We start from the raw sequence: 23,739 nt of genomic DNA, 5'->3' as shown, positions 1-23,739 counted from the left end.
GGACGATGATGACGAGCCTGGCGATAGCTGACGCAGTCACGATGTCCGTCTGCTCATCCCATGGTCGGCATACATGTTGAGTGGTCCGTGCCAGGATTTGGGGCGCAGCGCGTGATGCATGTCCGAAACCTGCCAACGGCGGCAAACATGTCGGGTTCAATACAACCGGCCATCTTCGTCGCATGGTGGGTTTTCAAGCGAAACCACCCCTTACTGCACGCCGAGCGCACTGGCACAGCCTTTGCAAGTGGAGATTCGGCAACACTGGATGCCGGCAAGACTGAGTAAACGCTCACTGCGCGCAGACGCGCGAGACGGGTGATGCTCGCTTTCCTTGAACCCGTGTGCCCCTCGCTTAGTGGGAAACAAGCTCGCGCGTAAACTCGCGCAACCTTTGGCAATAGCCTTGGAGAGCAACATGGCATTGCAGATGGAGTCACAGGCTCCTCCGATCAAGGTCGAGACCTGGCTGCGTGGCGAGCCGTTTGCGAGTTTCCAGCCCGGCAAAGTGTACGTCGTCGAGTTTTGGGCGACTTGGTGCGGACCATGTGCGGCCGCGGCACTCCAACTGGTGCAACTGCAGGAGAAATACAAGGACGTCGGACTTGAGGTCGTCGGAGTCGCGGCCGATGAAGACGCTTCCTCGCCCGTTGAGGTCCGAGCCAAGTTGGGCGCGTGGTTGGCCGAAAAGTGCCCGGATCTGAACTATCGGATCGCGTTCGACCCTACAGGCGAAATGAACAAGCTTTGGAGGGAGCCCAGCTTTTCGGTCGGAATTCCGACCTCGTTCGTGGTCGACCGGGACGGCCACATCGCCTTTATCGGTCATCCGAGGCAACTCGACGAGGTTTTGCCGAAGGTGCTGAACGGCAGCTGGCGCGCCAGCGATGAAGCGAAAACCGCCGATACGGCGCGGATCGCCAGAAGCGGCGCACTAGCGCGCGAACAGGGCTTGAAGAAGCCAATCAATGACAGATTCTGGGCGGCGATAAAAATAGAGGATTGGACGACGGCGCTCTCGGCGATCGAAGAGGGCATCGCCTTGATGCCGGACAATATCAGTTTTCGCCTGGCTCATGTGCATCTGTTACTTCACAGAATGCACGACATGCAAAAAGGCATGCCCGTCATGCGCCAATTGGTTCGCGACGCAATCGACAGAAACTCTCAGAACTGGATGCTTGCAGCGCTAGGCCAGCTCTTCAGTCCGGCGCACGATCATTCGCACTTTCCATCTGCTGAGCGTTTCGCGATGGGCAAAAAGCTGTCCGAACACATCTTGGCACTCAATCCCCCGCAAGCCGACGGCCCTAAGTTCCGGTCTTATCCGGCGGTCGCTAGATACTATTACGACAGCGGCAACAAGGATCGCGCGATCGAGTTGCTCAGGTTGGCACTGAAGTCGCTTGAAGGTCCGGAGCTTATTCCGGACGCACAGAAACAGCACCTTCTACCGGATTTGCTGCAGACCCTAGCCAGCTACAAGGCTGGGAGGGCCGTTGCAGCGCTCTCTTCGCGGGTTCGCAAAACATTTTCCCCCCGACACCAAAGCGCGAGCGGCCGAAAAAATACATAAAAAGAGGCGTCAATCTGAATGTTTACTGGCCAATTCGTCCATTTGCCTGGCGTGGCCGCAGCAAGTAGGCCCTATGCAGCACCGGGTGGATCGTTTGCGGCAGTTTCAAAGCGCGAATTTTGCGATGACCCGCGGCCGCGCAGCAGCGCAAGTGATGTTGGACGCGAATTCTCGCCATGGTGGAAGGCCTCGCGGTCGAAGACGCGTCCAAGAACGCTCACCGGGACGTCAATTGCTTGGAATTGCCCGCTCCGAGCCGGGCATCGGCCGCGCACGTGCGCCCGAGCTAGGCGCTGCCGAAAAAGGAAATTCGACGAAGAGGCCTGAACTGGGGAGAATATGAAATTGGCCGAAGCCGCGATCTGCGCTGCTATTAACGAGGACGAGGCGGCCCTTGCCACCCCGTTCGTCAATTGCCTCGTGCGGCTGATCCGTGCTGAGGAGTCCTACTGCTTATGGGAAGGCAAATCGGACGCAGCGCTGCTGGCCGGCTTCATCGTCACCAGAAAGAAGGGCCGCGCGATCCCTGGCATGGGCTATCCCGATCCCCACGCGCTGTGGAGGCTCGACATGTTCTACAGCGCCGTCGGGCTTGCGATCGCTGAGCGTTTCCACCCGGCGACATCGCCAATTGTGGAGGCCAAACCCGTGAGGCCTCTGGGCGCGGGCTTTTCGGTGCCAGGCGTTGGGTCGTTCTGTCCGGACATCCACCGCTTCGGCTTCGAGACGTTCCGACAACTGGCGGAGGCCGGTACGAAACTGGTGGACGATGCAACCGCAGACACCAAAGTCAGTCCCGACGTCGCGCTGGCGTGATGGAAGCCGTATTCGAGGAAGGATTAATGTCAAACCGTGAAGAGCTGCAGAAGAAGGTCCGCAAGCTGCAGTCGCGTGCTGGAACCGCGAAGATGGAATTGCACGACCTTGCCGAAGACCTCCCGGTCAACTGGACCGAGATCAAGGTGATTGCCGAGAGAACGTTCGCCGTTTTTGCCGAGTGGGACGCTGCCAAGAGAGATCTCGCTGCATCGGAGAATGCGCGATGACGAGCGCGTTCGTCACCCGCGACGGCTCCAAATGGATGCCGCAATATCTCACCGCTATCGACGGCACGACCTGCATAGGCTGCGGACGCTGCTTTAAGGTTTGCTCGCGCGAGGTCATGCACCTTTACGGCGTCGATGACGCAGGCGAAATCCTCGGCCCCTGCAACGACGAAGACGACGACTTCGATGGCGAGCTCAATCGTATGATCATGGTCGTCGACCATGCAGGCCGCTGCGTCGGCTGCGGAGCCTGCGCCCGCGTCTGCCCGAAGAACTGCCAGACCCATGTTGCGGCCGACAAGGTCGCTGCATGATGTGGCGAGAAAACCAGGAGAACGGCGTTGCCCTTCAGAATCTTTTATCGCGTTTTTTGGGTGGTCCTGTGCAGCAACGCTTTGGCTGTCTACTTTGCTTCTCATTCCATCCGCACAGTAGTCGTCACAACGCTGGCTTGTTCGCTGCTCCTCCAAATAGCCTATTTCGCAAGTGTGCTCTTTCTGATCTGGCGGTCTGGCTGGGCTAGCAGACCTGGCCAAAGGGCTGAACATTTCGGAGTTGCGACGCAGTTGGAATGTCAGCCGCCAGATGATGATGAGGTGGTGAGGAATAAATCTTCCAATGTGCCTCCGGTCTTTCCGATGGGCGGCATATCGCTGCTCCACTGAGGCGCGATGACGAGATCAAAGTCAGATTCACGCCACTTCGGCTCAACCGTGAACATCGGGTGGATCTTTCAAGGAATGCTATGCTTGGTACCGTCGACGGCGACCGCATTCCGTCGTTCCAATCCCGGCGACGCAGTTTTCGGTGCGACAGGCATTGGTGGGGACGCCGACGTGGCCGTTGCGTGTCGGGACGGCGAATGAGGCGCTGGAATGTGACGAAGCTCTTCTAAGACGTCGGACAGCGCAGCTGCCCTCAGACCAAACACGCCCCTTAAGCTGATGTGCATAGCTAGTCTCGGCTCATTCACGCATCGCCGGAGAGTAACATGCTGGAAAAGTTCGAACGCTATCCGCTTACCTTTGGACCGACGCACATCGAGAAGCTCGACCGGCTCAGCAAGCATCTAGGTGGAAAGGTGGAAATCTACGCCAAACGCGAGGACTGCAACTCCGGACTCGCGTTTGGCGGAAACAAGCTGCGCAAGCTCGAATACATCATCCCCGACGCCATCGCCTCAGATGCCGATACGCTTGTCTCCATCGGCGGCGTGCAGTCCAATCACACGCGAATGGTCGCCGCGGTCGCGGCCAGAATCGGCATGAAATGCCTCCTAGTTCAGGAGAGTTGGGTTCCACATGAGGATGCCGTCTACGATCGGGTGGGCAACATTCTCTTAAGCCGCATCATGGGCGCAGAAGTGCATCTGGTCGACGAGGGCTTTGACATCGGCATCCGCCGCAGTTGGGAAAAGGCGCTCTACGAGGTCAAGGCAAGGGGCGGGAGACCCTATGCGATACCAGCTGGCGCGTCCGTTCACCCGTATGGTGGTCTCGGCTACGTGGGGTTCGCAGAGGAGTTGCGCGCTCAGGAGAAACAGCTTGGGTTTGCATTTGACTTCATCTTCGTTTGCACGGTCACGGGCTCGACGCATGCCGGCATGCTCGTCGGATTTGCCAATGACGGTCGACATCGCAACGTCATCGGTATCGATGCCTCCGCCACTCCCTCGCAGACCAAGGCGCAAGTGCTGGATATTGCCCAACATACAGCGGAGCTCGTCGATCTCGGAATAGAACTGGTCGAGGATGATGTGGTGTTGCTCGAGGAGTACGCTTACCCATGTTATGGCATACCGTCCCGGGAAACTAAGGATGCCATCCGTCTGTGCGCGCGGCTCGAAGGTATGATCATCGATCCCGTTTACGTAGGCAAATCGATGCAAGGAATGATCGACCTGGTCCAGAAAGGCTTTTTTGCCGAGGGATCGAGGGTTCTTTTCACGCATCTCGGCGGTGCGCCGGCGATCAACGGCTACGGTTACACCTTTCGAAACGGCTGACCCGTACGGGCCGCGTCAGCAGCGACCCGTACGGGCCGCGTCAGCAGCGACCCGGCTGGGAGTCGCCGCGACGGCTGCCGAGCCCGGAGTTAGTGCATCTGGAGCGGTCGGCGCAGCCGCCTATTGATATCGCCACGAACCGCAAACACTTGGCGACGCTGGCGGGCAGTGCCCAAAATTCCAGGACCGCTTTGGGCCCGGCATCTGGGCGGTTGCTCGACGTCGGTCACTCGGCCCGAGCGGGCCTATTGCCGTCCCGCTCCGCCCGCGTCGGCCGCGGCGGGTTTGCCGATGAGATCATGAAGGCAAGAAGAGCGCTGGCTAGGGCATCCCTGAATGCGATTTTATTTCCGAGTTTCCATCGCCCGAGTGCGAGGTGGATGATCGCACGGCTCAATGCCATGTGAGAAATCCAGCGCCAGCCGGTGCTGGAGAGTTCGCTGCATGGGCGATCTCCGGAGAGAGCCACTGCATTGAATTCGACGTGCGGCCTTATCTTCTCGATCGCGTTCGAGGAGAGTTTTCAGCCGCCGTGACCGGCTGGAGAAAGATGACATGCTCGATATAACCATGCTCGCCGCGCACGATAGCGCGCTAACGCGAGAGATTGCGATCACCGTAAGCCCGATTGGCAGGCCAAACACTCTCGCATGAGACATCGAAGTTGTGGATGGAAGAGCCCGCCTCGCATGACCAGCGTCGCGATCACCTCGTGAGGTATTGTCTCCTTCATTCTCTGCCGATGTGTCAGATATAGCTCTCGCGTGCTTTCGGTCGTTAGTCCGTTTGTGCAAAACACGACAATATCAGCTCGAAACACGACAGTATCAGCGCTGAGACACGAGCTCTCGGAAGCGAATCTTGCGGTTTCCCAATGTTCTTCTCGTTGGCACGACAAATGCAGTGCTCTTGGCAGAGCGTCTGTACCGGCGAGTGATGAGAAATCATCCCACGCGTACAAACGACAGAGTCTACGGTTATCAGTACCAGGAGAGAACATGATGACAAAAGTGCGGATGGTTGCGGCGCAAGGTGCGATAGCGCTCATCGTCCTTATGGGGGTGGGTCAGCAGGCTATGGCGGCAGACCCTGCGCAACGCTACATCGCACAGGACCAGGGGACACTGGAGGCGTCGAGCCCGTGGCAGATCCGCGTGCGCGCGTTGGGAGTGAAAACCAACGATTCAGGTTACGTCGGCGGGATCGCCGGTTCCAATCTCTCCTATTCAGACACCGTGACGCCGGAATTCGACATCTCCTATTTCTTCACCGAAAACATCGCTGCCGAACTCATACTCGCCACTACCTACGCCAACGTTGATGGCACCGGAGCAATCGGCGCGCTGGGGAATGTCGGCAAGGTATGGACACTGCCACCCACGCTCACGCTGCAGTATCATATCACCCACTTCGGGGCCTTCCGACCCTATGTCGGCGCCGGCCTGAACTACACCGTCTTCTACAATCAGAGTGTCGGCAGCGCCGATGCTCTCCATGTGAAGAACACGTTTGGTGCCGCGCTGCAGGTCGGCTTCGACTACATGCTGGATCGGCACTGGGGGGTCAATGTCGACGTCAAGAAGCTTTTCCTGGAACCAGATTTTACCGTCAAAGTGGCCGGCGCCGATCTAAAGGGCAAGGCCAAGCTAGACCCCTGGTTGATAGGTGCAGGCGTCACTTACCGCTTCTAACAGGTCGGCGATGGAACCTTCGGCATTTAGAAGCGCCGAAAACGCCCAATGAAAGACTTGAGGGCAGACCGGACCCTGTCCTACGCCGTGCAATATGGGCGAGCACCTCATTCGTAGGTGCTACGTCTGGCCCACATGCTCGGCCTTCGACATGCATTTGACGCAGACCATATTGCGGCAACAGACAATGCCGTGCGCAAGCTCACACACGAAGGCAAACATCCGTTTTCGGTCGGCTTCTTCTTTTTGCTGGGCCATTCCAGCATCGTCGTTCTGGGTTAACTTGGTGATCGCAGCCACCGGGAACCAGCTTCACGTCTTCCAACACTTTCCGGCGGCGAGCGACAGCGCGTGGCAATTGCTCGCGCCTTCCTGGCCAATGCGCCAATTTTGATCCTCGACGAGGCGACATCCAGCCTCGATTCAGAGTCGGAGATCTTGATCCAGGACGCGATGAATCGGCTGACACTCGGACGCACCACGCTCGTCATCGCTCACCGGCTGTCGACCGTGCGCACGCTCGACAGGCTGCTCGTGTTCGATCGTGGTCGTGATCGTCGAGGAAGGAGACCACGACGCACTCATGCGTCTCGATGGCGGCGTATATCGCCGCTTGTTCGAAAGGCAGACGCTGGAGCTCACGAAGAATCTGATCCAAGAGCAACTCCATGGCGACCACACCGGCCGCGCCCGTTGGCCCCGATCGCTGACGCGCGCATTTGCCGGAGGCGCTGTACCGAGGAGGGAATGTTCATCGCTTCGCGACATTTCGTGACAGTGCGACGCGCAATATCGATGCCTATTTCCTTGAGCCTAAAGGCGATGTCGTCGTCGGTGAGTACCTCAGGCGGCGATTCCGTCGATAGCATTGCCCTGATCTGGTGGCGAACGGCTTCAGCGGAGTGCGCCGTGCTGCCTTGGGAGGAAGCGATCGCGGCGGTAAAGAAATTCTTCAGTTCGAATACACCACGTGGCGTGAGCATATACTCGTTCGACGTCACCCGGCTTACGGTCAACGCATGCATGTTGATCGCCTCGGCGACGGCTCGTGCGATGCCTGGATCTGAACGCACCCGTCCCCAAAAAGGCGCTGATGAAGCCTGGCGCATGGTAGTCGAACGTGGCCAGCAATTGCCCAAACGAGCGAGTTGAAGGCGCTGACGGCGGCGATCGACGTCGGTCACAGCGATCCATGATGCCAGGCAGTCATAGCCTTCGACAGGACGTCCATTTTCGGTCGTACAGGCGATGGGACGGCCGACCTACTTGGCCGACATCCCTTTCAGGCGATCCGCGGCCCGTATAAATATCACGTCGAAGTCACGGAGCAGTTCTTGAAGTTGAAGTTCGCTCCCCCGGGAGACCCGGTAATCTCGACACCGTATTGAACGCTGCCGACATTTATGTCGCCAAAGTAACCCTTAGACTTGAGCCAATCCAGGACACCCTTGATGTCCACCGTCCCGCTGTCGGTCTTCGAAGTGCACACCAGCGAGATTACCCTTTGGCCATTGGAGCCTTCAAACACGTTCCAATTCGCCCCGCCTACATTGACATTGCGGTAGACCGGGATCGCCGCACCGGAAGGGTCATAATGACTTGAGATAGGCTTAACATTGCCGCTACCGTCTGGATTTCCGGTGTGGTTTGTCCAGAGCATTATCTCATTTTGATGTGAGCTGTCCCAGATGTCGTAGGCGGTGTCCCAGGCGCCGCCAGAAGGAACATCCTGATTGAAGCTCCCAGTCAGGGTTTTAATTGAACTGAGCGGTTTCCCGACATTGAAAGCCTGGTGGGGATAGCTCTTGATACCTCCAGTATTAGGCTGGTTCGACCACACGCTCCAGTGGTTGTCTGCATACACCGAAATTGTCTGAGGCCCAGCGCCCTTTCCCCCCCAGATATCATTGTTCCAGGAATAGCCTCCATGTGAAAAGTCTTCGTATGGAGCGCTCGACCTCCAAATCGGAGCTTTTGCCGAGACAAGTGCGACAGTCGATGACCTGGCTTGGTTTAAAGCTTGCCTAAATAGATCATCATCGTGTCTGTCGACGTACCTCGGCGGGGAGGGCAGCGATCCGGTGCCGTTTATCCGAGGGGAATCCATGAAGCTCTCCTTCTGTTTTACGGGAACAACGATCTCGTATCGACCGTCTGGCGAGTATCTGGGTCCGTCACCAGCTGAGGCATCCGCATCTGGAGACCAAGTTCGAATGCTAGGGAGCTCAACTTTCGAGAAGCTGACGAGTCTTCTACCGACCCCGTCCGCCGGTCTGCATTCGGCTCGGTGGTGATGCTATGCTCATCAGAAGAACGGCACGACGCGGTCGTTCAACAGCTTTCCCGCCGCGATCGGCGCTTTGCGGTCAGCTTGGCGGGATCCGTTCAACTAATCCGCGGCATGCGCTGGAACCTGGCCGCCAAGCTCAGCCGGCGCGATCTCGAGGAGATGGCCGAGCGCGGCATTGCGGTCGATCAACAACCGATCGCTCGAGCGATGGTTGCTCCGAGACGTGCGAACAGTGGGATGAAAGATTTCCACCGCATGTGGATACTCAGCCGCTCATTCAGCTTTGATGATGCTGGCGCCATGCGGTATGACACCGACAACGTCGCCACTTCAGCGACAAGGTCTATTTCATCAACCCGAACGATGTCGGCGTTTTGGACACCCCAAATGCGGCCGGCGAGGTCGTCGCCGTCGCCTGCGGCGATGGGCTTAAACTGACGATGGGTTTCGATTGGAAGACGCAGACGATCACCGCCGCAACATTCCAGACCTTCGGCAGTCGGTGCGTTTAGGATAACGGTTCGCCGAGCGGACTGCCGATTGTGCGGCAACTGCCTTGGGCGAAGGGCCAAACGGGTTTTCGTTTGAGGAAAGCTTAGTTGTCAACTGGACCTCTGGTCGTCGGCGGAAAAGGTGGCGGGTATCGGGCAGGCTTTCATGAATCTGCGTCCCACGCCGCGCAAGTTTGCTGCGACTGCAAGCGCGACACTGGCGATTTGTCCGATACCGCCTTTTTGCGCCAGGTTTCACTGGGAAAATCGGTGCGATTGTGCCGGTTGCCCCGCCAACAACGCCGCCGATAGCGTTGCCGCAAAGACGGGTACTGACTGTCACGCTATCGATACCAAAGCGCTGCAACAGATTCGTCAAACAAATTTACAGAGTCTTTGCGAATGCAAGCCGCTGACAATGATACGTTCGCTTTGAGCCGAGATTTTCCGCGACTAGTTGTCCGACTCAATGAGTTGGGATACGTAAATATAGAACCCGAAGCTTTGATCACGCGCCGCATATAGGGAGGCTCTTTGATGGATATTGACATTTTCGAAGCTTACGAGTCTAATGTTCGTCGCTATGGACGATCTTTTCCAACAGTCTTTACTAAGTCTCTGGGAGCGACAATCTGGGACGAGGCAGGCAAATCTTTTATTGATTTCATTGTTGGGTCCGGTGCGCTCAACTACGGCCATAACAATCCAGATATTGTGGCGCCGGCAATTAAATACCTCGTCAATAAAAATATAGTTTTGTCGCTTGATATGTATACAGCCGCAAAGCGTGATTTCATCGAAGTGTTTGTCGAGTCGATCCTGAAACCCCGGGGCCTTTCTTACAAGATACAGTTTCCTGGGCCGACCGGGACAAACGCTAACGAAGCGGCGTTGGCGCTGGCGCGAAAATATACCGGCCGCTCGAGTGTCATGGCCTTCACAAATTCGTACCATGGCATGTCGCTCGGCTCCTTAGCGGTGTCGGGTTCAGCGTCAACCAGACAGCTTGGCGGCGTTGCTCGCCACGATGTGATCCGTGTCCCTTACGAGAACTATCCGAACCAAACTTTCGATTCCGCGAGTTACATTGATCACGTGTTGGGCGACCCAGGCAGCGGGATAGAAAAGCCGGCCGCAATCATCCTGGAGCCCATCCAGGCAGAAGGCGGCATGAACACCGCATCCGCACCTTGGCTCTCAGAAATTCAGCGCATTTGCCGTAAGCACGACGTTGTTTTCATCGTGGATGACATTCAGGCAGGTTCGGGACGAACGGGCGATTTCTTCTCGTTCGAGTTCGCGAAAATTGAACCCGACATTGTGACCCTTTCCAAATCCCTAAGCGGTTCAGGTAATCCGCTGTCCATAGTTCTGATTCGCCCGGACATGGACATATGGAATCCGGGAGAACATAGCGGGACCTTCAGAGGCAATAATCTCGCCTTCGTGACTTCCGCGGCCATGTGCAAAGTGTGGTCCGATAGGCGCTTTACTACAGCCGTCGAGCGGGCGGCCGTCAAACTTCAAGAACACCTTGATCGCCTCGTTGCGAAATTCCCCAAGTGCATCGAGCAAAAGCGAGGCCGTGGTCTGATGGCCGGCCTCAAGTGCCGGTCACAGGCCTTTGTTAGCCGTGTGCACGATGTCGCGTTCGAAAACGGCCTGCTGATCGAATCCTCGGGGCCAAACCGCGACGTCATCAAAGTCCTTCCGCCGATAACCATCTCAGATGACGAACTCAATCACGGCATTGCGATCCTCGATCACGCACTACAGGAGAAAACCAATGGCGACTAACCAAGTAGCTCAAACGCCGGCCATCTCGCCTCTTGCAATCAAAGAACGAACCGGCTCGATCAGCACTGCGGAGATCATCTCAGTTCTGAAAGGTGAGATCACGGCTCTGCATATCAGCCAAGCTTTCAGCACCGAAGTAGCCGAGGAGATCACCACGAAGTTTTTTGGCAGTCCCGCTCTCAACGAGCGCAAAGATGGCGTCCCCGGACAATATGTCGGCGCATCCCACTACAGGAAGGATGCAGCCAGCTATTTCAAGGAGGCGGAAAATGCGAGGCCGCACGTTGACGCCCTTTTTGGCAATTTAGTTGACCCGGTCCGAGCCCTATTCGACGCGTTGAAGCGCGAGCTTCACAAACAGGGCGTTGAATTGCGGCTGGCCCGTTCAGAACATGGCAAGGCCAATGTTTGCCGCGGTCTCAGCTGGTCTGGCAGCGGCACGTTTTCCTTGGACCCTCACGACGATGTCGCTCAAGTGTTACGTGCCGGGAAGGATTACGAGCTTTCTGCGGTGGCGCACAACACTGTCGCGGCGCTCAACTTCTACCCCAGCGTGTCCGACGAAGGTGGCAATCTGCGGCTCTGGAGTCACAAGCCGACAGTCGCGGATCGAAAGTCGCAAGGTGTCGAGACCACAGGATATCCCTATTCGGCAGCTTATCTCGAGCCCGTCCCTTGTCGCGAGTTCCAGCTCAAGGCCGGGGATATCGCCCTGATCGATGGCGGTTTCGTTCACGGGGTTACTGGTCAAGCAGGCAAAAAGCGTCGTCTGGTGCTGAACAGCTTTTTCGGATTTGCGCGGCCGGATCTCGTCCTCTGGTGGACCTGACATGAATGTCGCAGCCACTGACCGATATCTCACATCGGCCGCCAACGGAGGGGCCGTCAGTCGCAGCCCTCGGCTGATCCAAAGACCGGCCGGGAACTTGCCGAACTGACTGCTGCTGCAAAAGGTCCAGGTCGCTCTCGCCTCGATCACGATTGGCTCATTAGAGCGGCTACCGCTTCGAAAAAACGCTGCTGGCCAGCATTCATCTCGACATCAGCACGCGCGGCAGCAGTGGCCTATGAGGTGCCAGCCGTGGATGCGGCTCGAGCCGCATCGGCTGGTGTTCAGCAACGAAATGGAAACCACGCGCCTTGCGCGGCCCCTAAAAGGCAACGGTTTAAAGGCACCGACCGATCTCATCGCCGCGCTGCGCTCACCGCCCCTCTCGTCGTCAACACCCGTGCGCGCCAAGGCCATCAGACCATCGACGGTCCGTGGCAATCCGTTACAACGCCTCCCCAACAGTGTGCAGAAAAAGGTGAGAGTTGGAACGATGCCGAAATCAACAACGTAAGCAACTCTTCCGCGCTCATGCCTCGGAGATAGCCATTGCCGCAACGATATCGATCACCCCTTACAAAGGTTAGGCATCCCTGGACCAAAGTCGAACGCATAAACCGCACCATCCTCAAGCGCTTCGAACTCCGTCGCCATCTCGCTGACTCTGTCAGCGCCAGAATTTCTCGAAGCGCCTCAAGACCCTCAAAGGCCTTCCACCTACGAATTGACAATGTGAGGTCGCCGTTTTGAGACCTTTATTCTCGGAAGAAAGGTTGTGCGCCTTCCAGGGAGTAATCCGAAAGGCGGCGCCTATCGATTTATATTATGTGAAGGTGGCAAATGCATATTGAGACTCGACGTTTTGTGTTGTTGGCTGCGCGCGGTTCGCGAAAGCGAAGCACTATTGTAAAATAAATTAACTCCACCAATTGCAGTGAGATGCTAGAGTTCCGATGATGTTGGCCTGCTGATGAGGACGTGGCCTTAGCCTCACAGCCGGAACCTGTGGACGCCAAAGGGGCAGCATCCAGACGAATGGCTACGGAGCTGAGCCTATGCAACCCCGATGCACAACTGCTGTCACTGAATTTCGAGAGCTCTCGCCTAAAGTGTCCGACCAGCTCTTTTTGTTACCCAGGATGAATTTCCCTGGGGCTGCCGGGGAGGCGTTTGCGGTCGAAGTTGCCCGTTTTCTCGACCGCACCTATGGTATTGAAAAACCTAAGCAGTTGTTCGACCTGCTATCTGCTTTTGCCCTGAATTTTGATTGCCCGTGGGTTGCCTATGGCTCTCTTGCACGAGACCAAAAAGGCTTAAAGCCGGTGCGAGGCGATCCGGCGGTCATGCTGAATTACCCTGATGGATGGCGGGAGCGCTATTTCGAAATGGGCTATGACAAGGTAGACCCTACTATCAAGAGAAGTCGGAGGCGAATAGGAGCCTTTCGTTGGAGCGAGGTGTACAACGACGAAAGCACGACTGAAGACGAGCGTCGCGTTTTGGACGAGGCTGCCACCTTTGGCTTAAGGTCAGGCATTAGCGTCCCATTGCACGGCCCCGACGGCAGCTTTGCGATCATGAACTTTGCTCAGGCCGGGGACGGTGAATTCCGAAATAGAACAATCGCGTACTTGCAACTTGCGGCGTTACATTTTCACCTGAGAGTCGCGGAATTCGCTGATCCGAAAGGCGTCGAGAGCACCTCTACCCTTTCTTCAAGAGAAAAAGAGTGCATCCTATGGACGGCGAAAGGGAAATCGTCGTGGGAAATAGGAAAGATTCTAGGGATATCTGTAAATACCGTTAATTTCCACATAAAAAACGTGATGGGAAAAATGGACGCGAATAGCAGAATAACCGCTGCCATAGAAGTGCTAAAGCGCGGGATAGTAGAATTATAGTTCAATATGAAAACGCAAAATATCTTTATACCGAGATCACGGAAGGGAAACGGCAGTCTTACACTTGGGGATATCGTTGGCGGCTTCGCAGCGAGACGCGGGAGAACCTTGTCGCCGGGCAATCCGATGAGGTAGTCGAGCGCGTTGTTATCGCACCGGCCATGACCTGCGCCCGGCAATAGGTGGCCGTCGCCGCGAACCAGAGTTTGGGTGGCCGGCCAGCGCGCGCGGATGCGCTGACAAGCGGCGCAGATGGCCGCGAATCTCCTTGCCGGGCGGGGTCTTGCCAGGAGGCAGGATCACGGCGGTCGCGGCGTCACAGATGTGGGTCGGCAGGAAGCAGCGCTCGTCGTAATATGGGCGTTGAAGGGCGAGAGCTGCTGATGGCCGTTGAACGACATCAAGCACTGTCGGCAATGTCGAACGTCACGCTTTGGGCGGCGCGGCATAGCTCGACAGCCACAGATCGACCAGCACCCACCCGAGCCGGATGACGGTGCGCAGGTCTGGCAGGTCCTCTAGGCGCGAAAGGTCGGCTGCGAGCACAGATCAATCCCGCTGTCGGGCAGCCGTCCGCAAGCGAGCTTGAAGGCCGGGTCGGTGCGCAGCTAATCGAGATCGTTGGCATCCTCGTAGCCGCAGGCGGTCGCAAAGATGCGGGCGCGCAGAACGTCGGCCATGGCGTGCGTCACCCGCTGTGGATTGCGCGAATCCTGGATCGCAGCGGCCAGCCAGTCGGCCAGTTGCAAGCCCTGGCTCGGCCGCGGCCAAAAGCATGAAACGCCGCCATCCGAGTTGATGCGTACGCCATCAAACGCAGCTGTGATCTTCTCGCGCGTAACGTCTGGAATGAGAGCGGCAGCAAGGTATCGTCGGTCATGGCGGTGAGGCTTCGCGAGAAGTGGTGGCAGGGTTACTTACGCCAAATCGTTGCCGGGAGCGTCCAGCACGCTTCGCATGAAGTGGGCGCGGAGGTTGCCATGCTCAGATCCTGGGAAGGTACGACATCTAGACTAGCGAGTTCTGGTTAATTGTCGGTACCGGCCAGGCTACCGTTGATCATTACCAGGAAGATCCCTTACCGCTGTCTTCTGAAATCGGACTGCAAAACGAGAAATGTTAAGCAATGGTGATCTGGATTTAATGGCTTTGCAACAAATTCTTATCATATATTGTATTGATATAGCCAGATTTTCGGTGGTTATATAGGTAAGGATGCGAACGCACCCATGTGCATTCCGACGAATGGAGGAAGTCATCATGTACTTAAAACAATGGAAGTACGCTTTGTCGTAGTGGGCCTGAAAGGAAACCCGCCAAAACCGCCATGTCCAAGTCAGCTGAGCCTGATAGACCGGCCTGGAATACGACGGGTGAACGTGTCTTTCGCGCAGCGACGTCCGGCCGGATTGCGAGCCGGTTCGTGACGGTGTCGCTCTCCAAGATGTGACCACGTTGTGCCGGACACTGTCGAATCGACCGCAGATACGTCGTGATATACCGGTAGATACTGTGCTTGCGACGAAGTTCACAGGCCAATGGACCAAGGATGAACAATTATGACCACACTACCCCAAATATCACTGGAAAATCTGGCAACTGATAAAACGCGAGCCGAAGAGCGCAAGCGCTTACGCATGGCATGCAAGGATTACGGGTTCTTCTACCTTGTCCAGCATGGCATCCCAATGGAACAGATCGCGCGAGCCATCGATGCCGCGCGGCGGTTCTTCGCGTTGCCGCAGTCGATAAAGGAACGCTTTGGTCACGTCGCGCAAGGAATCTATCCCACTATCGCCCGCGGATACAGTCCATTGCATGGGGAAATCCTGCATCCCGACGCCGGCGGCGATCCGAAGGAAGTGTTCGATCTCGGAATCGACAACGAAGGCGACCGCCGTCCGTTTGGAGGAAGCACGCTGTTTCCGGATGAGGCCTTGGCTCCTGGTTTCGCTCGAAGCCTACTTGCATTGCAGGCTACCGTGCTCCACGGAGTTATCCCGCAGCTCGGAACCGAGCTTGCCGACTTGATCGGTTTGGAACAAGGCTGGTTCCGGCGCCATTTCACCCCGCCGACGCTGGGACAACGTGTGATTCGATACCCAGCTCGCGGCGGCACGTGCGCCAAGCACACAGATGGTGGCTTCTTCACGCTGCTGCTGCAAGAGGAACTGCCCACCCGGTCGTTGCAGGTGTGGTTGCGCGGGCGCTGGATACCGGTGCCGAGCCTGCCCGACAGTCTCGTAGTCAACTTGGGCGATATGTTCCAGGCCCTGAGCGACGACCGCTTCAAGAGTACGCCGCATCAGGTCGCGCACAATGGTCTGAGTGATCGAATTTCGCTACCCTTCTTCATCTATCCCGACATCGACGCTAGCCTGACTTCGCGGCAAAGGCGGCACACCTTCAGCGTCGCGGAGATGATGCTAGGCAACATGGCGTCGATCGAAACCGGGAATGGTGCCGGGCGCGCGCGCGAACTGCAGTAAGTGTCCGGTTTCTCTAACGTGCGCAGACTATGGCATGACGCGGCGCAGTTTGGTTCGCTTGGAAGATTCCAGCCGCCGTCGCGCGTCTCCACGGGCGGCCTGCAACGCGCCTCGGGAGAAGCGCGCTGATGCTACTTTTGAATTGTGGCTGCACGAGAACCACGCGGTACTTTTTCAAGCAAGCTGCAGCGCCACGGCTTTTCACTGTGTCGCTGCGCTGAGGTGATGATTTCGGAAAAGGGAAGTGGAGCGGTCGGGATGATCCGTCTTTCTGGGACTGCGGTCCGCGCCCGGAGCCGCGCGAATTGCCAGGGTCAGGCTTGCCTCTCGGCTCTACGCCGCGAGCGGAAGGCCGACTGCAGAATCTGGCATCGACATCGGTCTCATCCTGCAGGCCGCGAACGGGCCGATTTTATTCATCCTCTTGGCAGCGCTAGTCCCGACTGTCCAAGTGGGTCCACCCTCAACGCCGGCGAAATGCATCTCGACGAGTAATCTGATGCTGACAACCTTACAGACTGGAGAATGCTCATGTACGTGAGTCTCGATCCGGACTATGCGCTGCAAGCAACTCAGAATTGGATCAGCGATCTTGTGTGGAGACTTCGCTGGCATGAACGCGAGCGGGTATACCGGGCTCTGATTGCGACGCTGCACGCCCTGCGCGATTGCCTGGATCGCGATGAGGCCGTGTACATCGGCGCGCAGCTGCCAGCGTTGCTGCGTGGCTTTTACTACGAGGGTTGGCACCCCGCCCGTCGCTTCAAAGCGAGAAACCGAAAATCGCTCCTCGACCGGATCCACGAAGGCGTCCACCGCGACCCGGGCGTAGATCCCGAAGAGGTTGCCCGCTCGGTACTAGGCCAGTTGGCGGACCGTATGTCTGTAGCAGAGATCCAAGAGGCGAAGGCCGCCACTCCAAGAGTGCTGAACGACCTTTGGCCAGTCTGAGATAGACCTCTTGAGTGAGTTTGGCGAGTTCCGAAGGTCTGTGGGATGGTCGGCAGTTGGAAACGTCGCGGCACTGTTCCGATACCATTCTATGGACCGCCGGACTTCTCAGTTTTCCGGCTCAGGCAATCGCCTGGCGATGTCCCGGGATTGCACGGGCGTTATCAGGACCTTGCGCTCTAACCGCGCTCGCCCAGGACGCTCGTCGGTCGTCTCCGCGCCAATGGTCCCCTTTTCGGCCCCGGCCGCGAGGATGGACGGACTAAGGTCGGCCAGGCATTCGCCGTGGAGTCGCTTTTTCAGCGCCGCAACTAAGGTGTTGTTCGACGACCGGGGCGGTCCCGGCCGAGAGACAGAGAGGAAGCACGCAACCGTCACACGGCTATGAATCGCAAGTTCAAGGTTGTTATTTGGAGGGCGGTCTACGTCATCGCCGATCGGTGTTGTGCCGTCGCGGTCCAGCCCGCACTTCGTAGCGTTACCCAGAGCGATTGATTCCCGGCCGAGGCGGCGAGATCCCGGCAGCGAATGTAGGTCCTGTCGTGCCTAGCGCCACCCCACTTAGCAGGAAGAAATGTTCATGAAGTTGAATCGCAGAAATCCACAAAATCTGGTGGTATCGACAATGGGCACTGGTCGGTACACTGGAGGTGCGCGGCATAACAGTAGGTGGGCAAAGTGAACCGAAATTCGTTCGACGTGTTCAAATATATACGGTGTGTAAACGATGCTGCACTAAGCGTCGGACTGCGGCTCAGAACGGGCGAAAACTTCGACCGATACATTGAAGTCACATCAAGCACGATTGGAAAATCGCCGACGGATCCGAGCTTCCGGCCAGATTGCTCGCGGCTTGAAGCTGACTGCGCGTTTTGGATTGTTGGAGAAGACCAAAAAGGCAGCGTGGCGCATGTTCAGGCGCTTCGATTGGACGATCTGCGGACGACCAATTTGGCTGGACATCTCGAGTCGTTGAAAGCCTTCTACGCGGATCCAAAGAGTCGCGCCGGCGCCGGCTCCTCCTGTGCTTGCCTTGCGCCGACTGCCCAGACCATGTCCGGGATGGTAGCTTATCACGGCGACGTATGGCTCCGAGAGGATTTTAGGGGACGCGGATTGCCTAGTACGCTTGCTAGTATGGCGTTTGGGCTGGCGTGGGCGAAATGGTCACCTGATTTCATTTATGCTCTGGTCCCTAGTTGGATAATCGAGAAGGGAATCGCCGATCAGTATGGCTACCTTAACAGAGAAGCGCAGGGGGCCATTTTGACTTTGCCTGACCGCGGCGTCAAAGAGGATGATTGGCTTCTTTGGCTGACGCGGAGCGAATTGTCCCAACGCATCAAAGCCGCCAAGACGCCAGTGCAGGGCCTTCCCTGACTCGCTTGCGTTCAAAGCCCACGGTCTGACTTGCAGCCGCTGTCGGGATCGCGTCGAAAGGAAGCTGTTGGGCGATGCCTTCCTGATGCTGATGGTCGCTTTTGGCTTTACTTGGCGCTGCAAGCAGTCTCTGCAGAAACGCCTACCCCGGCGCGCCCGCACCTTGCAGCACATATCGCCAGTGAAGGACAGGAAGAAAAGAATGCTGACGAACCAGTCTGATCCGCTCGGCCGCCTGGATCGGACCGAAGCCGCCATGCTGCTAGTGGAGCATCGGCGGCCATCGAGGCGCGTGGCACGCGTGCGTAGAGCACGGGATGATCAAACCCTGCTGCCTGCCGGCCGAAGGCTGCTCGATCGTCGTGCGCGCGGACAAGTCGCATCAGGAGCCGGCTCGCCCCGTCGAGGTGCCCGCAGTAGGTGTCACGTAACCAGCGCAGCAGCACAATACGTCTCGCTCGGCAAAACAGCTACACGTTTGGCAGGTGCCGCAAGGGCGAGTGCAACCTATGTTCGCTCCAGGGACGCTATTTTCGTCAAAGATGGAGTCCTTGACTTCTCCCAGGTAGAAAATGAGCGCTGCCTCCTTGGATTCGGCGGCCCTTGACTGCAGCCCGCCAAGGGCGAGGTTTACGGCGAAAACCTCGTAAGCGAGTAGGGTCGATCTAGGCCGTCTGCCGATCGGATCGTTCCCTACGTTTCCTAGAGGGCAGCGCGACCGGAGATGCACGGCACTGAAGCAAAATGGCGGTCCGTCCGTAGCGGACACAATGCAGGAAGCGTTTCATGCTTAGCACGAGAGGGGTCCAGAATGGTCGATAAGATATTTGATCGAAGCAACTCAGTGTATATCAAATCTGTGCCATACAAAGGCCGTGGTCTATTTGCCAACATTCCCTTCAAATCTGGTGATATAATTGATATAGCTCCGACATGGGAATTTGACGAGCCTTCAGCAGCACTGTTCAAAAAAACAGGGTTACTCGAGTATTATTTCGTAAGACCGGATAAAAGACCACGCGATAGCGGTATAGCTGGGTACGTTGTATTCGGCTTCATATCTATAGTAAACCACTCGGCGAGCCCAAATGCGAAGACAGTTTGGGGGGATGGAGAAGCGGGCGCCTGGGCAAGCATGATTGCTATAAAGGATATAGGCGTCGACGAGGAAATTACGCATCGTTACAATAATACTTGTGATTATCCATCAAGCGTCAAGTTCGTTGAATAAGGTGCATGCTTGAGCTCGGTAAGTTTAAATCTGGAACCTCCGGCGCGCCGCCGACGAACGTCATGCGAAGGCCAAAGCCAAGCCTTAGCCGATCTCGCGGGAAGTCGCGAACGGGAAGGCTGAATCGCGGAATTCGGCGGGCTGACGCCCGCGAGGAACTTAGGCCGCCCACGGAAACCGCCGAGGCCGGTCTGCCTGCATGTTTTTTGCCTGCAAGAATGCCTCTGGCATTGGCTGTCGCAGTGGGGGGCGGGCTGTTCCCCTGCTGCGGCCCACGCGCCCACGCGTCCGACGTCGTTTCTGACGCACTACCAAAGATGGACTTCCCGCGCATGGTCGAACTTTTGTGCCGCCAGCCAGCGCGCATGCACTTGGCCGCAATTCTTGCGTTCACTAAAGATCCGGCCATCGCGCAGTATGAACCACAGAAGCCGCTGGCGCTTCTTGCGCAGATCCTCGCTCGCCGAGCTCCGAACGCGACCAGATCGCGCACCGCCTCATGCCACGTCGGGAACCCAGATCCCTTCAGTTCGCTCGCCTGAAACAGCACGCTCGGTTGCATGACAATCCACCAACCCTCGGGAATTTTTCAGGCTAGGTGGCCGAAGGCATCTTCGCCCCCGATCATTACCAACACGGTGTCGCACGTCGGATGGTTGTGGTCGGTAACAATTCATCTTCAATCCCAGGCAAATTGCGTACCTCCGATGACGATGTTAGACATGTGACCTAGGCAGTGTAGCCAGTCACCTGAATCTGGCGAGTTTTTATCTGGCACAGATATTGCGCGGTATTATCCGTAATGCGCCGCGCAACCGAGTTAATAGTGCAAGAGCCAAATTGTTAATTCAATGCTGTCTGTCACGGCTGCGTCTGGCTATCTGCAGCGGCACGCTCAAGAGCGAGAGGAGGGGAAGACGGAGTACGTATCCGTGCCTTTGCCCGGCATGGGTGCGCTGTAAACTCTGACGACTTGGGAAGCCGGCCTGCGAGGCGACTCGAGATCGGAACATCCTGCTGGTCAACCCGGTCGGTAAGTTTGGTGCAAAGGTCGCCGAGATTGGCGCCGACCAGAGCCGTCACTACATCCCGCTGCTTTGAGACGGTCATACGGGCAGCGTTTGGGGCGATCATTGGCATTGTTCGTACCCGATCGTCTCGGTTGGCATCTCTCTGATCGAAGTGCCGCCAGCGAAGGACCCTCACGAATTCAAGATGCCAACCCAAAGGAGCAAGCATGATGCATCCCGATCTCATGAAGCGTTTTGACCTTACAGGTCGTTCGGCGCTAGTAACCGGCGGCGCACAAGGCATCGGGCTGGAAATTGCGCGAACGCTAAGGATGGCCGGCGCCTCGCTCACCTTGGCCGATCTCGACCTCGACACCGCTAGGAAGGCTGCAGCCGGAGTGGGCCCTGACGTTGATGCCTTCCACTGCGATGTCGCCGATCCGCAGTCTGTGCGCGACCTAGCCGCGTCGATCGGGCCTTGCCCGGATATCCTCGTTAACAATGCCGGGGTCCCGGGCAAGACGAGAGATACAAGTGACGATGACTGGCGCTTCGTCATCTCCGTTAATCTGGACGGAGTGTTCAATTGCTGTAGCACGATCGGCACTGCGATGGCCGAGCGCGGGTCGGGCAACATTGTCAATATTGGATCGATCTGTGGCTCGATCGTTGCAAAGCTGCAGAGCGACCCAGCCTATAACGCCAGCAAAGCTGGCGTGCACATGCTCACAAAGAGCTATGCCTGCAAATGGGCAAAATCAGGCGTTCGCGTCAACGCGGTCGCTCCAGGCTATGTGGCCACGAAGATGACCAACGACTCCAACGACAACATTTCGACCTGGGCCGAGCTTACGCCGATAGGGCGCTTGGGCCGGACGGAGGAGATTGCAAATGCAGTTCAATTTCTCGCTAGCGACGCATCCAGCTACGTGACCGGCACAGTTCTTCCAGTGGATGGAGGGTACACGATCTGGTGAGTACGGTGTCCATTTGCGAACCCGGCTGGGCGTCACCCGGGAAAAATCGTTTCTCAAATGTCCTGCAGGACGCCGAGGCCGAAGGCTGCGAATCGTGACCGCTGCTAACCCAGCCTCGCCGTCGCATCGGCCGGTTAGCGGGGAAGCACCGACGATACGCCGGATGAGGAAATTTGCGCAACATGTTCTGAAGCCCAGGCCGACCTCAAAGCCAGGATATTCAGAGGCAGGTCACGCCGTGGCGTCACCCGGCCCCCAGCTTTTGACCCGCTTCCGACATTGTTGTCCAGGTTCGGACAATGGAAGGCTACGGACTTCTTCGGGCCACGCTCGGTCGTGGAAAAGGAGTGTGATTGCACAGCTTTAATTCAACTGGCACGAGATTGGCTACAAGTCTCAAAGATGCCGAGAAAGCACCTGGAGCAGGGATAACGCCATTGCTGCAGCAAAGCTCGATATACGCGCCCGAGAGGCCGTCCCCGCGGAAATGGACCACTCAGAAATGGACCACTCAAGGGGCTCGTGCTTGCCTCCTATTCCGCGCGTGAATGGTTTGAGGGCGACGCGCCAAAGCGCAGCGCTCGCCAGTTAGCAGTTGAGGGCCTTCATGCACCTACTAGTGCCAAGAGTTCAAACAAGGCGTCACCAATCCAAGGTCGGCGTCTCGCTCGCAATGCACCAACGAAGCAAGGCTTTGGCTTACTATCAGGGTTGTTCGGTTGGACCTGTTCTCCACTCGGTCACTTCCGATCACGATGACCTTTCCCGAGGTAGTGATCATCGACGCCCTGGTCCTGTGCCATCAGAACGATGCAGCCTACCAGGCGCGCCCGAGACACTCCGTCCACGATGCCTTCGTGAATGCATGGGGGAGGATCCTGGGCTGCACAAGGCCGGGCGCATCCCGGAGGTTCAGACGAATTCACGCTCGACATGGGCATTCAGGTCGCCAATTCCAATAGAGAAACAGGAAAATGGTTAATTCTTCTCGATGTATTTACATGGCCTGCATTCTATCAAAGGCCGCCTCTTTTACTTAAAGAATGGAGCAACGTAGATCATGCTATTGCAGGGTGACAGGAGACTAGAGGCTTATCGGCGCATGCTTCGTATCCGCCGATTCGAGGAAGAGAGTATGCGCCAGTTCAAAGGTGGCAGAATCCCCGGATTCCTCCACACGAGTGTGGGTCAAGAAGCAGCGATCGTAGGGGCATGTCTCGCTATTGGGGATAATGACGCCATGACCGGAACGCATCGTTCGCATGGCCATCCGATTGGGAAGGGCGCTCATCTAAACGCGCTAATGGCCGAACTGATGGGAAAGGAGGACGGCATCTGCAAGGGACGCGGTGGGTCGATGCACTTTGCGGACAAATCGGTCGGGATTATCACCGAATCGGCGATCGTCGGAGGAGGCATTCCCCTTGCCACGGGGTGTGCTTTCAGCGCCAAGGTGCGGGGCGTTGATCAGGTCACGTTATGCTTTTTCGGCGATGGAGCGGTGAACCAGGGCGCCTTCCATGAGAGTCTCAACATGGCGTCCCTATGGAAACTTGCGGTCATTTATCTTTGTGAGAACAACCTCTATGCATTCACCACCTCGTTGGCGCAAAGCCACGGGCAGACGGACATCGCGCTGCGAGCGCCGGGCTACGGAATGCCAGGCCTAACGGTTGACGGGCAGGACGTGAGCGCCGTCTATGAAGCCGTGGCGCGGGCCGTTAACCGAGCGCGCGTAGGTGAGGGGCCCACACTTATAGTAGCCGAGACCTATAGATTCGATGACCACAGTTTCCGCTCGAGTAGTCGGGTACTTGGATATCGATCGACCGAAGAAGTCGAGAGGCACAAACGCGACCGTGACCCGATATTGCTATATCGAAACGTGCTACTAGAAGAAGGTGAAAACGAAGAGAACCTGATAGCAATAGAGGACGAAGTCACCGACGCCGTCAAACAGGCTTTACAATTCGCTTTGGCCAGCCCGATGCCCCGGCCTGAAACCTTGCCCGATTACATGTTCAAATCTTCCCTTCCTGGCCAGAGCTTCGCGGCTGAGCTGGAGAGGTCTTAAT

Annotated in this window: 21 protein-coding genes and 5 pseudogenes; 22 read left to right on the top strand and 4 right to left on the bottom strand. The window is 57.1% G+C overall.

What is annotated here, in order from left to right; genetic code table 11:
- The first annotated feature begins 418 nt into the window (after positions 1–418).
- The 5 genes and pseudogenes from RFM52_RS24940 to RFM52_RS24920 all read left to right on the top strand — a co-directional run.
- The gene (locus tag RFM52_RS24940) at positions 419–1,576 is read left to right on the top strand and encodes a TlpA disulfide reductase family protein (protein WP_320298596.1); all 1,158 of its coding nucleotides are present in this window, start codon (positions 419–421) and stop codon (positions 1,574–1,576) included.
- A 345-nt stretch (positions 1,577–1,921) separates the two neighbouring features.
- Positions 1,922–2,392: a DUF269 domain-containing protein gene (locus RFM52_RS24935; protein ID WP_430700523.1), complete on the top strand. Its 471-nt coding sequence runs from the start codon at positions 1,922–1,924 to the stop codon at positions 2,390–2,392.
- A 26-nt stretch (positions 2,393–2,418) separates the two neighbouring features.
- Entirely contained in the window at positions 2,419–2,622 is a 204-nt protein-coding gene (locus RFM52_RS24930) for a CCE_0567 family metalloprotein (RefSeq protein WP_320236493.1), read from the top strand.
- Positions 2,619–2,936, top strand: coding sequence for a ferredoxin III, nif-specific (gene fdxB / locus RFM52_RS24925; RefSeq protein ID WP_320215349.1), 318 nt, complete (start codon positions 2,619–2,621; stop codon positions 2,934–2,936). The genes RFM52_RS24930 and fdxB overlap by 4 nt, the downstream gene beginning before the upstream one ends.
- A gap of 60 nt (positions 2,937–2,996) precedes the next feature.
- A pseudogene (locus RFM52_RS24920) lies at positions 2,997–3,116 on the top strand (exopolysaccharide production repressor protein); the annotation flags it as partial.
- A gap of 80 nt (positions 3,117–3,196) precedes the next feature.
- Here RFM52_RS24920 and RFM52_RS24915 read toward each other — a convergent pair.
- Entirely contained in the window at positions 3,197–3,343 is a 147-nt protein-coding gene (locus RFM52_RS24915; protein WP_320298669.1) for a hypothetical protein, read from the bottom strand.
- Between the two features lie 270 nt (positions 3,344–3,613).
- Here RFM52_RS24915 and RFM52_RS24910 point away from each other — a divergent pair, with 270 nt between their 5' ends.
- The 4 genes and pseudogenes from RFM52_RS24910 to RFM52_RS24895 form a co-directional block, all read left to right on the top strand.
- The gene (locus RFM52_RS24910; RefSeq protein WP_320298598.1) at positions 3,614–4,627 is read left to right on the top strand and encodes a 1-aminocyclopropane-1-carboxylate deaminase; all 1,014 of its coding nucleotides are present in this window, start codon (positions 3,614–3,616) and stop codon (positions 4,625–4,627) included.
- A 1,001-nt stretch (positions 4,628–5,628) separates the two neighbouring features.
- Positions 5,629–6,318: an OmpW/AlkL family protein gene (locus tag RFM52_RS24905; protein ID WP_320298664.1), complete on the top strand. Its 690-nt coding sequence runs from the start codon at positions 5,629–5,631 to the stop codon at positions 6,316–6,318.
- Between the two features lie 126 nt (positions 6,319–6,444).
- A pseudogene (locus RFM52_RS24900) lies at positions 6,445–6,594 on the top strand (HoxN/HupN/NixA family nickel/cobalt transporter); the annotation flags it as partial.
- Positions 6,595–6,645: 51 nt separating this feature from the next.
- Positions 6,646–6,973: pseudogene (locus RFM52_RS24895) on the top strand (ATP-binding cassette domain-containing protein); the annotation flags it as partial.
- On the opposite strand, the pseudogene RFM52_RS24890 reads toward RFM52_RS24895, so the two are convergent.
- Both RFM52_RS24890 and RFM52_RS24885 read right to left on the bottom strand, forming a co-directional pair.
- A pseudogene (locus RFM52_RS24890) lies at positions 6,957–7,367 on the bottom strand (RNA polymerase factor sigma-54); the annotation flags it as partial. The pseudogenes RFM52_RS24895 and RFM52_RS24890 overlap by 17 nt on opposite strands.
- A gap of 260 nt (positions 7,368–7,627) precedes the next feature.
- Positions 7,628–8,425, bottom strand: a complete 798-nt coding sequence (locus RFM52_RS24885; RefSeq protein WP_320298599.1) for a glycoside hydrolase family 12 protein — start codon at positions 8,423–8,425, stop codon at positions 7,628–7,630.
- Positions 8,426–8,719: 294 nt separating this feature from the next.
- On the opposite strand from RFM52_RS24885, the gene RFM52_RS24880 reads away from it, so the two are divergent.
- The 7 genes and pseudogenes from RFM52_RS24880 (at position 8,720) to RFM52_RS24850 (ending at position 13,626) form a co-directional block, all read left to right on the top strand.
- On the top strand, positions 8,720–9,046 hold the full coding sequence (locus RFM52_RS24880; RefSeq protein WP_320298670.1) for a hypothetical protein: 327 nt from the start codon (positions 8,720–8,722) through the stop codon (positions 9,044–9,046).
- Positions 8,983–9,120: an iron-sulfur cluster assembly scaffold protein gene (locus RFM52_RS24875; RefSeq protein ID WP_320298600.1), complete on the top strand. Its 138-nt coding sequence runs from the start codon at positions 8,983–8,985 to the stop codon at positions 9,118–9,120. Before RFM52_RS24880 ends, RFM52_RS24875 begins: the two co-directional genes overlap by 64 nt.
- 516 nt (positions 9,121–9,636) lie before the next feature.
- Positions 9,637–10,896, top strand: a complete 1,260-nt coding sequence (gene ectB, locus RFM52_RS24870) for a diaminobutyrate--2-oxoglutarate transaminase (protein WP_320298601.1) — start codon at positions 9,637–9,639, stop codon at positions 10,894–10,896.
- Entirely contained in the window at positions 10,886–11,725 is an 840-nt protein-coding gene (locus RFM52_RS24865; RefSeq protein WP_320298602.1) for a 2OG-Fe(II)-dependent halogenase WelO5 family protein, read from the top strand. The genes ectB and RFM52_RS24865 overlap by 11 nt, the downstream gene beginning before the upstream one ends.
- A gap of 256 nt (positions 11,726–11,981) precedes the next feature.
- Positions 11,982–12,239 carry a hypothetical protein gene (locus tag RFM52_RS24860; RefSeq protein WP_320298603.1) on the top strand — a complete coding sequence of 86 codons (258 nt, stop codon included), beginning with the start codon at positions 11,982–11,984 and terminating at the stop codon, positions 12,237–12,239.
- A 59-nt stretch (positions 12,240–12,298) separates the two neighbouring features.
- Positions 12,299–12,444, top strand: a pseudogene (locus RFM52_RS24855) (IS481 family transposase); the annotation flags it as partial.
- 390 nt (positions 12,445–12,834) lie between these two features.
- A complete protein-coding gene (locus tag RFM52_RS24850; RefSeq protein WP_320298604.1) occupies positions 12,835–13,626 on the top strand; it encodes a LuxR family transcriptional regulator in 792 nt (263 codons plus the stop codon).
- A gap of 608 nt (positions 13,627–14,234) precedes the next feature.
- On the opposite strand, the gene RFM52_RS32875 is transcribed toward RFM52_RS24850, so the two are convergent.
- Positions 14,235–14,426, bottom strand: coding sequence for a transposase (locus RFM52_RS32875; protein WP_430700524.1), 192 nt, complete (start codon positions 14,424–14,426; stop codon positions 14,235–14,237).
- Positions 14,427–15,185: 759 nt separating this feature from the next.
- Between RFM52_RS32875 and RFM52_RS24840 the strand changes: the two genes are divergently transcribed.
- The 6 genes from RFM52_RS24840 to RFM52_RS24815 all read left to right on the top strand — a co-directional run bounded on the left by RFM52_RS24840 (position 15,186) and on the right by RFM52_RS24815 (position 23,738).
- On the top strand, positions 15,186–16,115 hold the full coding sequence (locus tag RFM52_RS24840) for a 2-oxoglutarate and iron-dependent oxygenase domain-containing protein (protein WP_320298605.1): 930 nt from the start codon (positions 15,186–15,188) through the stop codon (positions 16,113–16,115).
- Between the two features lie 531 nt (positions 16,116–16,646).
- Entirely contained in the window at positions 16,647–17,066 is a 420-nt protein-coding gene (locus tag RFM52_RS24835; RefSeq protein WP_320298606.1) for a DUF2267 domain-containing protein, read from the top strand.
- A 678-nt stretch (positions 17,067–17,744) separates the two neighbouring features.
- On the top strand, positions 17,745–18,446 hold the full coding sequence (locus tag RFM52_RS24830; RefSeq protein ID WP_320298607.1) for a hypothetical protein: 702 nt from the start codon (positions 17,745–17,747) through the stop codon (positions 18,444–18,446).
- A gap of 811 nt (positions 18,447–19,257) precedes the next feature.
- Positions 19,258–19,677: an SET domain-containing protein-lysine N-methyltransferase gene (locus RFM52_RS24825; RefSeq protein WP_320298608.1), complete on the top strand. Its 420-nt coding sequence runs from the start codon at positions 19,258–19,260 to the stop codon at positions 19,675–19,677.
- Positions 19,678–20,914: 1,237 nt separating this feature from the next.
- Complete coding sequence (locus RFM52_RS24820) at positions 20,915–21,664, top strand: SDR family NAD(P)-dependent oxidoreductase (RefSeq protein ID WP_320298609.1); 750 nt, start codon at positions 20,915–20,917, stop codon at positions 21,662–21,664.
- 1,060 nt (positions 21,665–22,724) lie between these two features.
- Entirely contained in the window at positions 22,725–23,738 is a 1,014-nt protein-coding gene (locus tag RFM52_RS24815; RefSeq protein WP_320327879.1) for a thiamine pyrophosphate-dependent dehydrogenase E1 component subunit alpha, read from the top strand.
- Position 23,739: the final 1 nt, after the last annotated feature.

The organism is Mesorhizobium humile (genome assembly GCF_033977215.1).
GTDB classification, from domain to species: Bacteria; Pseudomonadota; Alphaproteobacteria; order Rhizobiales; family Rhizobiaceae; genus Mesorhizobium; species Mesorhizobium humile.
The sequence above is the reverse complement of the archived record's forward strand: the minus strand, read 5'-3'. Positions and strand labels throughout refer to the sequence as shown.